General features: G+C 36.9%; 14 protein-coding genes and 1 riboswitch. Of the genes, 3 read left to right on the top strand and 11 right to left on the bottom strand.

The genetic code is table 11. The features are described 5' to 3' along the window. Positions 1–68: 68 nt before the first annotated feature. The 6 genes from AB3K24_RS01095 to AB3K24_RS01070 all read right to left on the bottom strand — a co-directional run bounded on the left by AB3K24_RS01095 (position 69) and on the right by AB3K24_RS01070 (position 6744). Positions 69–575 (bottom strand): RrF2 family transcriptional regulator, encoded by a 507-nt coding sequence (locus AB3K24_RS01095; RefSeq protein ID WP_367973384.1) that lies wholly within the window; start codon positions 573–575, stop codon positions 69–71. Between the two features lie 54 nt (positions 576–629). Then, on the bottom strand, positions 630–2981 hold the full coding sequence (locus tag AB3K24_RS01090) for a YhgE/Pip family protein (protein ID WP_367973382.1): 2352 nt from the start codon (positions 2979–2981) through the stop codon (positions 630–632). Positions 2982–3205: 224 nt separating this feature from the next. Continuing rightward, positions 3206–3760, bottom strand: coding sequence for a hypothetical protein (locus AB3K24_RS01085; RefSeq protein ID WP_367973380.1), 555 nt, complete (start codon positions 3758–3760; stop codon positions 3206–3208). Next, positions 3741–4379, bottom strand: coding sequence for an ATP-binding cassette domain-containing protein (locus AB3K24_RS01080; protein WP_367973378.1), 639 nt, complete (start codon positions 4377–4379; stop codon positions 3741–3743). Before AB3K24_RS01080 ends, AB3K24_RS01085 begins: the two co-directional genes overlap by 20 nt. After that, on the bottom strand, positions 4376–6355 hold the full coding sequence (locus AB3K24_RS01075) for a hypothetical protein (RefSeq protein WP_367973376.1): 1980 nt from the start codon (positions 6353–6355) through the stop codon (positions 4376–4378). The genes AB3K24_RS01080 and AB3K24_RS01075 overlap by 4 nt, the downstream gene beginning before the upstream one ends. 65 nt (positions 6356–6420) lie before the next feature. Next, on the bottom strand, positions 6421–6744 hold the full coding sequence (locus AB3K24_RS01070; protein ID WP_367973374.1) for a hypothetical protein: 324 nt from the start codon (positions 6742–6744) through the stop codon (positions 6421–6423). A 154-nt stretch (positions 6745–6898) separates the two neighbouring features. Here AB3K24_RS01070 and AB3K24_RS01065 point away from each other — a divergent pair, with 154 nt between their 5' ends. Then, positions 6899–7645 carry a helix-turn-helix domain-containing protein gene (locus AB3K24_RS01065; RefSeq protein ID WP_367973372.1) on the top strand — a complete coding sequence of 249 codons (747 nt, stop codon included), beginning with the start codon at positions 6899–6901 and terminating at the stop codon, positions 7643–7645. Positions 7646–7819: 174 nt separating this feature from the next. Here AB3K24_RS01065 and adhE read toward each other — a convergent pair whose 3' ends face one another. The 3 genes from adhE to AB3K24_RS01050 form a co-directional block, all read right to left on the bottom strand. Next, positions 7820–10522 carry a bifunctional acetaldehyde-CoA/alcohol dehydrogenase gene (adhE, locus tag AB3K24_RS01060; protein WP_367973370.1) on the bottom strand — a complete coding sequence of 901 codons (2703 nt, stop codon included), beginning with the start codon at positions 10520–10522 and terminating at the stop codon, positions 7820–7822. A gap of 423 nt (positions 10523–10945) precedes the next feature. Next, on the bottom strand, positions 10946–11437 hold the full coding sequence (locus AB3K24_RS01055; protein WP_367973368.1) for a GtrA family protein: 492 nt from the start codon (positions 11435–11437) through the stop codon (positions 10946–10948). A 123-nt stretch (positions 11438–11560) separates the two neighbouring features. Then, positions 11561–12331 carry a (S)-acetoin forming diacetyl reductase gene (locus AB3K24_RS01050; protein ID WP_367973366.1) on the bottom strand — a complete coding sequence of 257 codons (771 nt, stop codon included), beginning with the start codon at positions 12329–12331 and terminating at the stop codon, positions 11561–11563. A 157-nt stretch (positions 12332–12488) separates the two neighbouring features. Here AB3K24_RS01050 and AB3K24_RS01045 point away from each other — a divergent pair, with 157 nt between their 5' ends. Continuing rightward, positions 12489–13169 (top strand): hypothetical protein, encoded by a 681-nt coding sequence (locus AB3K24_RS01045; RefSeq protein WP_367973364.1) that lies wholly within the window; start codon positions 12489–12491, stop codon positions 13167–13169. Positions 13170–13222: 53 nt separating this feature from the next. On the opposite strand, the gene AB3K24_RS01040 is transcribed toward AB3K24_RS01045, so the two are convergent. Together AB3K24_RS01040 and AB3K24_RS01035 are read right to left on the bottom strand one after the other, a co-directional pair. Continuing rightward, the gene (locus AB3K24_RS01040; RefSeq protein ID WP_367973362.1) at positions 13223–13699 is read right to left on the bottom strand and encodes a DUF805 domain-containing protein; all 477 of its coding nucleotides are present in this window, start codon (positions 13697–13699) and stop codon (positions 13223–13225) included. An 84-nt stretch (positions 13700–13783) separates the two neighbouring features. Continuing rightward, positions 13784–14362, bottom strand: coding sequence for a folate family ECF transporter S component (locus AB3K24_RS01035; protein WP_367973360.1), 579 nt, complete (start codon positions 14360–14362; stop codon positions 13784–13786). 41 nt (positions 14363–14403) lie between these two features. After that, a riboswitch (THF riboswitch) is annotated at positions 14404–14530 on the bottom strand. A 122-nt stretch (positions 14531–14652) separates the two neighbouring features. Here AB3K24_RS01035 and AB3K24_RS01030 point away from each other — a divergent pair. Next, positions 14653–15393: an NUDIX domain-containing protein gene (locus AB3K24_RS01030; protein WP_367973358.1), complete on the top strand. Its 741-nt coding sequence runs from the start codon at positions 14653–14655 to the stop codon at positions 15391–15393. Positions 15394–15428 lie beyond the last annotated feature (35 nt).

Raw genomic sequence — 15428 nt, 5'->3', positions numbered from 1 at the left:
TTGTGATATCTAATCTAATACTATACAAGTTTGCTACCAAATAAAAAAACGACCATAAGGCCGTTCCGTTAACCAACAATGATGTGCACTTGTCGCCAATCAATTTTATCAAAAGCATCAACATTAATATGTCCTAAAAGTTTAGCAATTGTATAATTTTGTAATCTATTTTTAAAATCCTGCTCCGCTTCATTGAATACCGTCAACACATCGTTTGTGGCAACTTCTAAAGCTTGCTGGACATCTTCTATACGTTTGTTCGATTTTTGACTTAAAAAAATTCGGTCCGCGAGTTGTGTTGAATGAATGAAGCTTCCCATGCCTTCAATGGCTTCATAGACATCTAACAATGTGATATCCGCAACTGGTCGCGCCAACTTAAAGCCGCCTTCTTTGCTCGCAATTGCCTGAACAATACCTGCAACTACTAGCTTACGCATCGTTTTCTTCAAATATGATTCAGAAACTTCTAATCGATCGCTCAATAAATGACTTTTAACCGGTAAAGCATCTTTTTGCAAAGCAAGCATAACCAAAACAACCAAGCTTTGTTCAACTGCATATGACATTTTCATAATTTTCTCCAAACATTTAAACCCAATCGTTTAACTATAAAATTTCAAATCGCCCTATACTGCCCAAATCATTTGATTATGTCGCAACTTCCAATGATAAACACCCCAAGTTAATACCATTGATACAATACCAATAACTAATAATATAGTCAAGTCATTGGCCACACTACCGCCAATAGAAATCGCTTCGCGGAACGCATGCACTGAGTAAGTCATTGGTACCCAAGGATGAATCGTTCTAAAGAAATCATTTGATAATTCTATTGGATACGATCCGGCACTCGCACTCAGTTGCAGTACCATCAATACTAACATGATACCTGATCCAAGCTTGCCAAACAATACATTGAAAAACAGTACTAATTGATTAAATGAAAAGGCTGTTACCAGAGCTACGACAAAGACCATAACAGGTCGTGTGGCATTTAGACCATCTACTAACACTAACAAAGTCGTCATCACAAGTGCTTGACCTATCCATACAGGGAAGTTAACAGTTTGTTTGTCTGCCCACCATGCGAACCCATTACGTGGTTTCTTGGCGACAGTCATAAAGTCATAAATTGTACTCAATGTAATCATCCCAACGAACAGACCAACTGACATCATGTAAGGTGCCATGCCTGTACCGTTATTTTGAACCGTTGACAAATTTGTTTGTGAGCTTTTCACAGGATTTGTTAATGCATTGACATTATTTTTATTACCATGTACTGCTTCAAGTTTCACAGCGCCATCAGCCAATTTTGCTGCTAACGTCTGCGTGCCAGTCTGTGCCTGACCTAAAGCTGACATCGCTTGTGCTGTCCCAGTTGTCAGCTGCTGAGCCCCACTAGTCAATTGACCAGCACCGCTGTTTAACGCACCACTTTTATCAGTTAATTGACCCAAGCCATTATTTAATTGGCTTGCCCCAGTTGCCAGTTGTGAATTACCGCTGGCTAATTGACTTGCACCATTGCTGAGTTGTGACGATGCAGTGGTGACTTGCTTTTGACCTGCATTTAATGTGGCTGCGCCAGAGGCAAGCTGATTAGCAGCTGGTACAAATTGTTGTGACAATAAATTACTGACACTAGTTAGGCTACCATTTAATTGATCAATCGCTTGCTTGTTACCTGTTTGTGCAGCTGCCAAACCTGCTTTAAGTTTTGGTAATTCCGCTTGAAATCCTGCTAACTGTGGCAATAACTCTTTTATTTGTCCCAGTTGTCCCTGCAATGTCGTGGCCGCTTGACCACTTTTTTCAATATTACCTTTTAAATCAGCAACTGTTTGCTCAAGTTGCTTCGCAATATCTGGATTATCTCTCTTAAGGTCTTTATTCTGAGATAAGTCATCTAGTTTTTGTGCATCAGCTCCTGCACCCTGGATACCAGATTGTAACTCAGTCCCCGCTTGTGTCATAACATTGCTATCAATAGTACTATTAGGAATTTGAATTTTGTTTACTGAAGTTGTTAACGCTGTTAATAACCCTTCTAATTGATTCAACTTATCAACTGTTTCTTTATCTTGCTGTCCCTTAGTGATACCATCACTCACTTCTTGCAACTTTTTTGATAGTTCTTGGGCACCAGCAGCTAATTGTTGGCTACCGGCTTCTAACTGTGGGGCATTTTTTGCTAATTGAGATGATCCCGAAGCTAATTGATTGGCCCCTGAAACAGCAGAATTAGCACCAGTAGTGAGTTGCTTTGATCCCGTGTTAGCTTGCGAAACACCAGTTGTATATTGATTCACACCATTGGCTAAAGTAGATGTGCCTGATGTTAATGTTTGTGCCCCTTCGTTGAGCTTTTTTGTCCCATCAGATAGTTGACCTAAACCATTATTGAGTTGGCCTGCACCGTTGGCACCTGCTTGTAAACCTTTTTGTGATGATTTTGTTGCTGATAAAATTGTTTCATTATAAACTTTTTGTAAGGATTTCGTGACACTCGCTTGAATTTTATCGGCTGCTGAACTCGTCATTTTTTCAGCGATAAAACCTTGTCCTGTATTGTGTGCAATAGCAATTTTAGACGCATTTGGTTTGCCACTTAGCAGTGTACCAGCATTACTTGTAAAATCACTTGGAATAGTGATTGTCATGTAATATTTACCTTGCTTTAAACCATCTTGCGCTTTTTTAGATGATACGTCACTGATTTTTAAAGGTTGATCCTTCACTAATTTATCTGATAAATCAGATCCTAGATGCTGGGTTTTGCCATTAACTTTCGCTGACCTATCTTGATTGACCACGGCCACAGGCAAATTGCTGACATTGCCATACGCATCCCACAGTGATGATAAAAAAATCACTGCATAAATACTAGGAATTAAAATAATCCCAATTAATAATAATTTTAACCCACGTAATTTACCAATACGTTGCCATTCTGTGCTTTGCCAAAATTTCATGTGACCAACCTTCTTTTTCGTGTACTTTAAATGTCTATGGATATATTATATACACGGTTGAAGATTTTTGCAAATGAAAAAAATATATTGGCGCGTGACGATAAAAAACCAACAATGTACCTTAACTCTTACTCTTGTCCATCCAGTCAACAAAAATGCAAAGTGCACGGTATGTCATTCATGTAGAATAACATACCGTGCACTTTGCATTTATGAACACCTAATTATTTATAATTAGGGTAGTTCTCTTGAATCCATTTTTGGTTCATTTGGTTATTGTAGATATTAACGATCTTACCAATAAACTCTGTTTGCTTTGCAGATTGAACATTCTCACTAGTTATCATGCCACCTTGTTTCAAGCCGGCAAAGGTTTTAAAGCCTTTAAATTCAGATTCATTGGACGCAAGACGAATAACTTGGGGCTTCGAGTTAGAAGATGAACTTAAGTTATTCGTCACGTCTTGTTGCGTTAGCCCAATACCGAAATAAACATCTTGTGACTTGATAGCTGATTTTAAGCCATCATTACTATCAAACTTTATGACTGTATACTTATAGCTATTACCATCTAACTTTGTTGCATCATCAGATTCTAATACATGCTCCCATACTTTAGTCGTGTCATCAGACAACGTACCAACAGATAAGTAAACCGTACGATCTCCAGACATCTGCACTGATGAATTGGTGTTCACTACGCGATAAATTATAAATCCAGCAACAACTATAACAACAACAATCATTAAGCTTATCGTACTAATCAACATTCTTTTCACGATTTTCCTCCTGCAATGTTGAAACATCAATCACCACGTCCACACGTGAATATACCTTAGGGTCGTGTGTGGCAATAATGACATACGTGTCTTCACTGACTAAGTTTAATAAAATATCAATAATTTCTTCGCCTGTTTTCCCATCTAAGGCACCTGTGGGTTCATCAGCTAGAATTATTTTTTTCTCTTTTAATATCATTCGAGCAATCGCCACGCGTTGTGCTTGACCACCAGATAATTGATAGATCTTTAGTTTTAAATAAGACGTATCTAGCCCAACTTGTTCTAAAGCTTGCTTGATAATCTGGTTATCCTTATTAACTATTTTAAGATTTTGCCAAACGGTTTGATTATCAATTAATGCATAATTTTGAAAAACATAACCTAGATATTTCTTAAAGAAAGTCTTTTCTTTAATTTTCCATATATCTTCGTCATTAATAGTAATTTCCCCATTATTCGGACGTTCTAATCGACCAATTGCATTTAACAATGTCGTTTTACCAGAACCTGACCGTCCAATTAATGCATACGATTTGTTAGGCTCAAAACGTAAATTAATATTTTCATATATGACTTTGTCTTTAAATTTTTTACTAAGTGATTGAATATTAATCATGAGTCACTCCCTTTAAGAATTGTCGTATAACGAGACCTAATTCTACTATCAAATATAATCGTTGTTAACAACATGATCATACTTAGTACGCCAGTTGTCATGCCGGCTAACACTAATTGATTATCTAATGTAGCAACTATTAAAGTTGCAATCACAATAGCCGCCAATAATGGCAGTAAGTATGGCGAATAAATTTGAATAGCCGCTTGACCAAGAAGCTTCTTCTTAACTATTGTCATTAATTCAAATTTATAAATAGCATTAATATAAGATATTACGCTAATTACTACTGAACAAAACATAAAAAACCGTAGCACATTTGCAATTAATAGTTGATTGTTGAGAGATTTGATATTCAACAACACACTTTGATAAGGTTCAACAGTATTACTAGTTAAATTATTCGCTTGGCGATTAATAATCTTAATTGCCTCCGGACTCAACAATCCACCTGTATTCAAAATATCGTTGGCTAGTGTATTTGCATTGTGCGCTAATAATATCGAATCATTTAAACGTACAACGACTTGGCTTTCCAAACTGCCATAACTATTGGGTTGATCCGCCTCTTTCCCTGAGAATCGAGTAGCATCTTCATTATATAAAAAATTCACTTGCTTATTATTAACGACCTGAACCTCAATATCGCTCTTTGACAAATGATAAAATTGTAACTGTTCCATATAAACTGTATTAACAAGCGACTGTCGATCTTCTTGATACATTTTTGGTATATAGATGGTTACAGCTTTAGTTGTATCGTATGAATATTTTTGCGATGAGTAACGAGATTGTTGGTACATCGCACCATTGTTAAAGTACCATAACTTTTTATTCAGATTCGGATTAGTCACGCCACCCTTAACTAATTGTTCAGAAAATCCGCTTCCTCCCTTAGATGCAATATATTTTGGCACATATGCTGCAGATTGTAAGATATAAAGATAATTATTGTCACCTAGTGATTTGACTAAATCAACATCTTTTTGACTTGGATCTGCACTGACCATTCGCCCATCTTCAGAGGTACTCACTATATCGAAAGGTTGTGTCTTTTGCCAACCCTTCAGCTGATTCCAAGGATCTAGATTATCAATTTGTTTTTTTAATTGACTACTATGACGTTGCGATTGTTCACTAAGCATGCCGACAGTAACTATCAATACACTAATCAACAAAATCCAAATGATAAAAATACTTTTTCCTTGAATTTTGTTTTTAATAATGTTCAGCGGTTTTTCAAAACGAATCATGACGTTAACCACAAATAACGACAACATCATCAGCATAAAGAGAATGGCAATGTCAGTTAAGACTAAGGCAATTAGTAATTGTGTGCTAAAAGTTCTAAATCCCTGCCCAGCAGTTACCGCATAACCAATTGCTATGGCACTACCAATCAATACAATTAGTAACGTGGGATAAACAATATCTTTAATTTCTACAACATTGTTACCAATTGAATACCTTATCATCCTTGTCTTCATGGACTTAACATCGAAAATAAATATGCCAGTCAATGCTAACAATAATATGATTATTGTTACAATTAGTCTGAGCTGCCCATCAAACTGTAATAAACCACCAATAAAACTTGGATAAGATTGGTTTGCCTTGACCGCAATACCCACGGATTGCAATTCATTTAGTGAGTGCTGACTCAAATTTCCTGACTTATAGAACATGCCACTAGCACTTACTTTTGATAGTACGTCGCCTTTGATATAGTGGGCCAAATTGTAATAATCAACTTGTCCTTTAGTATTCACATAAGATTTATATAATCTTATCTTGTCTTTTTTAGTAATGGATTTTAATATTTGATACGTTTTATCATTGGATATTTTATCTGCAACTAAAGTTATGCCGCCATCCACTGGTAATGGCACTGGCATTGCAGTATCTTGAATTGCTATAAGGCCGATTGATATCAACAATGAAAATATAGCACTAAGAAATATAAGCTTTGTTTTCAAAATTTTGTCCTGTTCTTTTCTATAATTATGTACGGTAGGCTTCCCTACCCTAATTTAAGCATAAATTAGTATCGATAGAAATTCCAACTTGTATCAATGCGAACATCATTCCAAGCTTTTGTTGCTGAGGAGTTCGCCCAACCGAAATTACGGCGTTGATGATCTTTGGTATAACCATAAATATTTCTAACAGCCGATTCGGAACCATAGTTACCTGTCTCAACATAATAATTGGACCAAGCATAATTATTCTCTCTATTACGACCTGTGTCCCATGTATCAATAATAGGGCTAGGTGCAGGATGACTAACACTTGCGCTTGCTACCCCTGTAGCCGCTAGCGTTGTTCCTACAGCAGCTAATACTAGTAGTTTTTTTGTTACTGACATAATTTATTTCTCCTTTAAGTTTATATACATATAATATCAATAATACTATTCACATTAAACAGATGAATTGGTTAGTCGTCTATCAGTATTTGTTATTGACAACTAATTTTCCCTATGATAAAATATTATTAATTTTTTATAGGGGAAATACGTGATGAAAATTGGAGAAAAACTCAAATTATTAAGGCACTTAGAACATTTAACACAACAGGATCTAGCAAAAGAATTATTTGTTTCTTATCAACTTATATCAAAATGGGAGCGCAATATCACGACTCCGAGTGTTGAGACATTGTTTCATATTATTAATAAGTATCATTTAGAAATTGATTTTTTCATGGATAATTCTACTGAAAATGAGCAGCAAACTGACATAAAATATATTTTCGAAGCATTTACTAAATGTATGATTGATGCCACAGATACTCATCCAACCATTAAACAGATTTCAGCAATATCCAATATACCATTGTCAAAAATCGCTAAATATTTTACTAACATTGAAGAAATTGCCTACGCCTTCATTGTTGATGTTGACTCTGACATTAAAAAAGAACTTGAAACGCATGTTTTTAAAGGAAAAGATCCGTTAACAATATTTATTGAAGACATGATGCCACTGCTCTATCAAAAACGGGTCACACTTCATTTACTTTATACACGTTCTTATATTAAAGGTATTTGGCTAAATTTCATCAACAATAAATACAAAAAATTATTGATTAATCATCCTAGTATCAATGAAACATCTCATTTAGAGTTAGAATATTTGATTAGTGTTTTAACATCAATTATTTCTGTTTGGTTAGGGCAAACACATCCTGAGCCCTTAGACACTGTCCAGAAAAGAATAACTACCTTAATTCACACTAATATTGATAGCTGGTCTGTAATTATCTAACTTGTGATGTGACCTCAGAATACTAATTAAAAATTACATTTTTAAGCTTTCATGTACAACAAAAAATCAATGGTGAGTTACCGATATCGGTAACTCACCATTGATTATGTTAATTAATGTTTTTTTGTCTAATTTTTTGGTTTTACATCAAATTTTGATGTTTTTCATCGTTTATTACAGTTGATCTCTCAACAATTGTTTGATTTCTTCTAGACTAGGTTGGCGAGGGTTTCCAGGTGTGCACTGATCGTTGTAGACAAGGTCTGTCAACTGATCAATGTTCATTTCTAGATCCGCTTTCTTAACGCCATTACCGGTCAAAGTTTGGTCAACTTCAACTGACTTAGCCAACGTTTTCACAGCCGCAATCAAAGCATCAACCATTTCAGCATCAGTATTACCCTTTAAGCCAAGGTAACGCGCAATATCAGCATAATCTTTTTGCGCTGTATATGTCTCATAACGTGGATAAGGCGTACGCTTAACGTTGCCTGTCACCGCATTAAATTTGATAACATGAGGCATTGCAATGGCAATAGCCAAGCCGTGAGGCAAACCGAACTCACCACCAGTTTTGTGGGCTAATGAATGGTTAATTCCCAAGAACGCATTGGCAAATGACATACCAGCTAAGGTTGAGGCATAATGCATCTTTGTGCGGGCGTTCTGACCTTCTTTTGTCGGATTCTTTGGATCGTATTGATATGACGTTGTCAAGTTATCAAAAATTAACTTGATTGCTTGCAAAGCCCAAGGGCGTGTGAATTCTGATGCCATCACTGACACATATGACTCAAACGCATGTGACAAAGCATCCAAACCTGAGAATGCTACTGTACGCTTTGGCACGGTCATAACAAACTCTGGATCAACAATTGCTACTTCGGGTGTTAATTCATAATCAGCCAATGGGTACTTAACATGCGTTTGGTCATCAGTAATTACCGCGAATGGTGTTACTTCTGAACCAGTACCAGACGTTGTGGGAATAGCAACCATTTGTGTCAAACGGGCATGATAGAACTTCACGATACGCTTACGAATATCCATGAACTTTTGTTGTAATTCCATGAACAAATCTTTGATACCATCTTCGTCTTCTAAAATACCCTCATTACGCGTTGAATATTCATACAAGAAACGACCGATCTTTCCAGCATCAAGTGCTGAACCACCACCCAGTAAGATGACAGTATCAGGCTTGAACGCAGCCATTTGGCGGGCAATATCAACCGCTTGTGACAAAGTTGGATCAGGTTTAACTGAACCATAGATATTTGTTTCAACCTGTTCTTGACGTAACTCAAGTTGACTCAACACTTTGCCGACAAAGCCGAATTGGACCATACCAGGATCAGCGACAATGAATGCACGCTTAATTGCTGGTAATTCTTGCAAGTAAGTGATTGCGTTTGCTTCATAATAAACTTCTTTAGGCAAACGGACCCATTGTGGTCGGTTACGACGGCGCGCCACTGTTTTAATGTTAAGCAAGTCATATGTTGATAAGTTGTGAGACAATGAATTCTTCCCCCATGATCCGGTACCAAGCGTCAATGAAGGCCGCATAGCATCTGTATAAATGTCGCCAACACCACCAATTGAGTCAGGTTGGTTAACTAAGATACGTGATGCACCAATGGCATCCGCATATTCTTTAATGAATGGATCATCTTGTGAACCAATTTGGATAGCAGCATTATGTCCGGCACCTTGATAGTCCAACAATGATTGTACTGTCTTGATGGCTTCTTCACGTTTTTCAACTTTATAAATTGAAAGTAAGGGTGATAACTTTTCTGATGATAATGCCTCACCAATATTTTTTTGATCTAATTCAAACAACAAAACATCTTTGTCTTCAGGAATTTTAACACCTGCTTGTTCCGCAATCCAACGGCCTGACCTACCAGCAACTGGTCCAGCAATCCCAAATCCTTCAGCATTTGGTTTGAAGACATAATCAGCAATCTTTTTATAGTCCTTTTTAGGTACCAAATAAGCGCCTTGATCTTGCAACTTTTGTAGCACTTCATCATAAATTGGTGCTTGGATAACTGCCGAATTTTCAGTGGCACAAATCATACCATTGTCAAATCGTTTTGACAAAAGCAAGTCCGATACGGCACGGTCAGTATCAACTGTGGCATCTAGATAGATTGCACCGTTTCCAGCACCAACACCCATTGATGGGTTACCTGACTTTAAGGCTGCATTCACCATTGCAGGGCCACCGGTAGCTAAGATAGAGGCAATACCGTGATTTTGAATCAACGCACTCGTCCCATAAAGTGATGGCTTTTCAATCCATTGGATAAAGTCCTTTGGTGCACCGGCTTTAACAGCGGCATCATAAACAATTTGTGCAGCAAGCGCTGATGACTTTTGGGCTTGTGGATGGAATGCAAAGATGATTGTGTTACGCGTCTTAGCTGTTAACATTGACTTGAAAATCGTTGTCGATGTTGGGTTAGTTGTTGGTACGATACCAGCCAAAACACCTAACGGCGCAGCCAACTCAACTTTCCCTTGAATCTTATCTTCACTAATCACACCAACCGTCTTATCAAACTTAATGGCGTTATAAACTGATTCAGAGGCAAAACGATTTTTTGTATCTTTATCTTCGATCACACCACGACCAGTTTCATTGTACGCTGCATGGGCTAATACTAATGAATTTTCTGACCCTGCTAATGCCATCGCTGCCACGATTTTATCAACTTGTACTTGTGTATAGGTTGAAAACTCTGCTAACGCTTTTTTTGATTTTTCAACTAACGCTGCTGTCATTGCTTCAGCTTGTATTTGTAGTTCTGCTTTTTCTTCAGGTGTCAAAACCTTTTTTTTCGGCTTCTTTATAATTGTATCTGCCATAATTAATGTGCTCCTTTTTGTTTGCTCATTTATTAACAATATAAGTATATAACACCCTTTTATAAAAAGCAAGTGTTTTTATAAAAGTTTTTAAAACGTTGTCTTAAAAGGTTTTGTAAGCGTTTTCTATAAAATTTATTGTTTGTGTATTATTTTACAATAAATCTATAAAAACAGATATCACTCGCTATCTTTATAATACACCTTTACAAAAAAAGAAGTTTATTTCGTGGTCAATTAATCACTGACATTATTCTCAGTGAAGCAATGGCTTACAGAATTTTGAATGACCACACATTAAAATAACGTCAAAAAATCACCCAATAAGTGAGATAAAGTCTCACTTATTGGGTGATTTTTTGACGTTATAATAACTGATAGTGCTGAAATTACTTTGCTATTTTTTTAATTGACAGTCAGAGATTAATCAAAAATCATAAATTTAGAGATGAAATAATTAACAACAACCGCAATTATCTGTATTAAAATAACTGCAATCACAGCATTGAGTGAGACACTATCATGAATCCAGCCATGTAACCACGACCAAGATAATCCAAAGGGAAATGTTTGGAAGTTAATTTTATTCAACCGTAGTAAACGAATAAACACATCACTATAGCGTTCAATCATGATATAGGTTAACAAAAAATCAATCCCCGCCACAAACAATCTACCAGCTATAAATCTCAATAACTGCGCTAAAACATGCCGACTTTGATTAGCTGCAAACACAAAAAATTTATTGACCACAAATGCAAACAAAACCGTCACAATTTGTGCAATTAATACAGGCAACATAGCCTGATGTAATAGTGCCATTGTCACAAACCGCACCACAAAATACACCAACGTTGTGATAACGCCCCAAAATAAATATTTTATCTTTTCAGATTTTAAATAACGTTCTACCATATTCCCCTCACATGCTTTGTCAATTACAAAATCGGAATAAACATGACTGTTCATTCCGATTATTATGTTATCTCAAATAACTTCCTTATATTACAACACAAATATTGCATGTTAGTCAAGTGATCAACGGAAGACCATACCGCCATCCACAATGATTGTTTGTCCTGTCACATAATTTGAATCATCACTAGACAAGAAACTAACGACACTGGCAATCTCTTCAGGTTCACTCAAGCGGCCTAGTGCAATCCCGTCTGAGAATTGTGCCATGCCCCATTCATCATCTTTACCGGCATTTTGACCTACTTTATGGGCAATATCCCACATCATAGGTGTTTTTACAATTCCTGGTGCAAAGGCATTAACTGTGATACCAAATTGGGCTAATTCTTTTGCTGTTGTTTGTGTGATACCGCGAATAGCAAACTTTGTTGAACCGTAAACAGTTAAATTAGGGTTTCCTTCAACACCAGCTTGTGATGTCGCGTTAATGATTTTACCGCCATGCCCCAATTCTTTAAATGCTTCTGTAGCAGCCTGCGTGCCCCAAACAACACCATTAACATTAATGCCCCAGGTCCAATTCATATCGTCTTCCGTAACATCCATGATTGGTGTCGTGGGCGCCACACCCGCATTGTTAACAATCACATTCAAATCGCCAAAGGCTTTTTTTGTAGCTTTGACTGCTTCAAAAACCTCATCACGTTTAGCAACATCCGCACGAACCGCAATGGCCTCGCCACCGTTGGCGTTAATATCATTTGCTACGCGTTGCACTTTTTCTAAATGTCGGCCCACTAAGGCTACCCGAAAACCATCTTTCACTAGACGATGGGCAATTGCCTCACCAATGCCCTGACCGGCGCCTGTTACTAATGCTACTTTACTCATGATTAAATTCCTTTCTGAGTCATATGACTTTACAATTAATAATATACGCCTAGTTTGTGAATAAGTAAACTAATTAATTGAATCACTTTTACAAAAAAATGGTTATCACACGCTGGTATTGTTATAATGAAAATATTATGGTTCTTGGGAGAATTGCATGTACTACATCGACGGTCAATTTTATCAGCTTGGTTTAAAACAAAAAATAAGTTTTTTCGTTATTTCGCTCATTGTTAATTCATTTGGTAATGGGTTGAGTGTGGCATCTATGATGGGCTCGGCTCCTTGGACCGCTAGTGCTGCCAATTTATCCAACGCAATCAGCTTCCCCATTAGTATTTTTTTAGCGCTAATCGCGATTTCAGTTGCTTTTCTTAATATGTTTCTCGCCATGAAATTCAACTGGCTACGCTTAATTGGCAACATTATTTTTGGTTTATCATTTAGCTTTTTAGTCAGCTTTTTTGCTAATTATTTTATTAGTATTGGTATCCACTCACTGGCTTGGTGGCTACGTATACCCATCGACTTCTTTGCTATCTGGAATATTGGTGTCGCGATTTCCATTTATCAACGTGTTAACTGGATTTTACATCCCCTAGATGATCTCACAAATATTCTCCGTTTTGACTATTTTCATGGCAATGCCTCTAAAGCACAAATGAGCAATTTTGCTGCCGCAATTGCCTTATCTGTCATCGCGTTTATTTTTAGTCATCAACTTGTCGCATTAGGCATTGGTACGATCTTATCCTTTTTCTTCCAAGGACGAAACATTGCCTGGTCAGATAAACACATTTTCAAACATCTTGTTCATGGTGACGTGAGAGGTAACTAAAAAAGTGCTGGCAAACCAATGTATTTTGGTTTGCCAGCACTTTTTAATCACTTTTAACTGTACTTATTATTTGGTTTTGATTGACTAAATGACAGCCAAAGATTAAATCCTAAACTGATAATCACTTGTATAACGGTGAGTACCACTTCGTTTACCCCTAATAGCCTCACTGATAGGATTGCTACAACAGTTACAATAGTCGGCGTCACCTGCCACCATCCTGAATAGCCCATATCATGTAACCGCCGAGCATATAACGCTAAGTTAGGGATAATAATAATAATTGATAGTACCAAAGAAGCCACGACAACTAAAATTATTGTCCCTAACAATGGCGTTGTATCAGTTGCAGTCGCCCCTCGTTTGCCAAAAAAGACGCCTAGACCAGCAACACAAACGATCAACAATGCAACAATCCAATAGATAATACTCCAGAACCAAGCCATCCAATTAAACGCACTTCGTGAGCTTGTTCCAATAAATCTAGTATATTGTTTAAAAAAATCTGTGAGTGCGCCCCATGCTGTCATAAAAAGATCCCCTATATCATTTTTTCAAGTTTAACATTATCCCATTTTAATGGCAACAAAAAACAGCCGAAGCTGTTTGATCAATTATTTATTAAAAATTTGTTTTGTTGCTTGTTTGACCGCTGCGTTATTCAAAAAGGCATAGGTTACAATCACTTGTATTGGATACATCATGATTGACTTAATCAAGCGTGGTATGAGTAACGTTACAAATGTGTCCCACGTATGCACCTGAGAATACATGATGAATAGCCACAATGTATTCATGCTAGCGTTAACAACGAACGTTACCAAGCCAACTGCAATCAGGACTCTTACCCAACTGACATGTGCTTGATTGTAATAAAACAAGGCATAAATCAGCCCAGCAGTAATTGCTGATAACGTAAATCCTAGGAAGAATGCACCACTTGGATTGATAATTGTTGCACCAACCACATCTAAAATAGTTGCAATTAACATAGTCCATAATGGACCATACCATTTAGCAATCAGTGACATGGCCACAAACACAAAACTAATTTTGAGAACGTTTGTGCCAACAGTTAATTTACCTAGGGCGATATCAAGTCCTATAAGTAAAGCCAGTACCACAAATTGACGTACATCCAATTTAGGTAGTGACCAAGTGCCTTTAACAGGCGTTGTGTTTTGAACTGCCATAGTTCTGAACCTCCGAGTGGAGCGCTCACCGCAAAACATATATTGGTGAATGTGATATCTGTATCGCACAAAAAATTACAACATGGTTCTATCACGTCATATTTTTTATTTCGTTGAAGGATCACATTCCGTCTCCCTCACACTTAACGCGCAAATATCTACCCCTTTTTTATTTGTCATATTGACTCACTCATTGTAGCACTTTTCTATCCGAACAATACCAAAATAGTAAACATGTTAAAATAATGACATATCAGACTATCACTCAAAACGTTTTAAGGCGGATAAACATGACACAGGATTTATTAGAAAAACCATTCATCACCATTACCAATGTGATTTGGTGTTTTGACGACCAAACACATGACATCAAACTTTTATTAATTAAACGCGCTGAAAGTCCCTTTGAAAATTTTTGGGCGTTGCCAGAAACTTGGCTACGTATCAACGAAAGTGCCCACGATGCAACATTACGGCTGGTCAAAGAAAAGCTTGGTTTAGACCTGCCAGATGTTCATGCTGAACAGTTAGCAACTTTTACAGACCCAAAACGTTCACCTGGCGAACGTGCATTATCTTTAAGTTACATGACTTTTCTTCCACAACAACCCGTACTAACCCCTGGTCCTGGTACAACCGATGCACAATGGTTTACACTTCAAAAACAAAAATCTGGTCTTTTCCATTTTAAAAATTCTGATTTTGTTTTTGCGACACTAAACGATAATGACTATATCAGCCCTGAAAATCAAACCGCACACAAACATTTGGCTTTTGATCACAATTGGATTTTAACCGTTGCCACAAAAAGAATTATGAACAAATTAGATTATCAACCGACTATTCTTTTGATTCTCGGACCATCTTTCACTTTAAAACTGGCACGTCATGTCTTTGGCATTTTTGGAAAAATTGAACCTGATAATTCAAATTTCCTTAGAAATCATCAAAATCTCTTACAACCGCTTGGCTCAAGTAGGCAGAATAAACCTGGGCGGCCCGCAAAACAATATCAGTTGCTTATTGATTAATTTTCGTGTACAATTCTCCTTAATAAATAAAAGTA

Source organism: Leuconostoc aquikimchii, assembly GCF_040838325.1.
Classification (GTDB): Bacteria; Bacillota; Bacilli; order Lactobacillales; family Lactobacillaceae; genus Leuconostoc; species Leuconostoc aquikimchii.
The sequence above is the reverse complement of the archived record's forward strand: the minus strand, read 5'-3'. Positions and strand labels throughout refer to the sequence as shown.

Coding starts and splice junctions, on each gene's coding strand:
- AB3K24_RS01095 (WP_367973384.1), bottom strand. CDS start 575: ATGAAAATGTCATATGCAGTTGAACAAAGCTTGGTTGTTTTGGTTATG.
- AB3K24_RS01090 (WP_367973382.1), bottom strand. CDS start 2,981: ATGAAATTTTGGCAAAGCACAGAATGGCAACGTATTGGTAAATTACGT.
- AB3K24_RS01080 (WP_367973378.1), bottom strand. CDS start 4,379: ATGATTAATATTCAATCACTTAGTAAAAAATTTAAAGACAAAGTCATA.
- AB3K24_RS01070 (WP_367973374.1), bottom strand. CDS start 6,744: ATGTCAGTAACAAAAAAACTACTAGTATTAGCTGCTGTAGGAACAACG.
- AB3K24_RS01065 (WP_367973372.1), top strand. CDS start 6,899: ATGAAAATTGGAGAAAAACTCAAATTATTAAGGCACTTAGAACATTTA.
- adhE (WP_367973370.1), bottom strand. CDS start 10,522: ATGGCAGATACAATTATAAAGAAGCCGAAAAAAAAGGTTTTGACACCT.
- AB3K24_RS01055 (WP_367973368.1), bottom strand. CDS start 11,437: ATGGTAGAACGTTATTTAAAATCTGAAAAGATAAAATATTTATTTTGG.
- AB3K24_RS01050 (WP_367973366.1), bottom strand. CDS start 12,331: ATGAGTAAAGTAGCATTAGTAACAGGCGCCGGTCAGGGCATTGGTGAG.
- AB3K24_RS01045 (WP_367973364.1), top strand. CDS start 12,489: ATGTACTACATCGACGGTCAATTTTATCAGCTTGGTTTAAAACAAAAA.
- AB3K24_RS01040 (WP_367973362.1), bottom strand. CDS start 13,699: ATGACAGCATGGGGCGCACTCACAGATTTTTTTAAACAATATACTAGA.
- AB3K24_RS01035 (WP_367973360.1), bottom strand. CDS start 14,362: ATGGCAGTTCAAAACACAACGCCTGTTAAAGGCACTTGGTCACTACCT.
- AB3K24_RS01030 (WP_367973358.1), top strand. CDS start 14,653: ATGACACAGGATTTATTAGAAAAACCATTCATCACCATTACCAATGTG.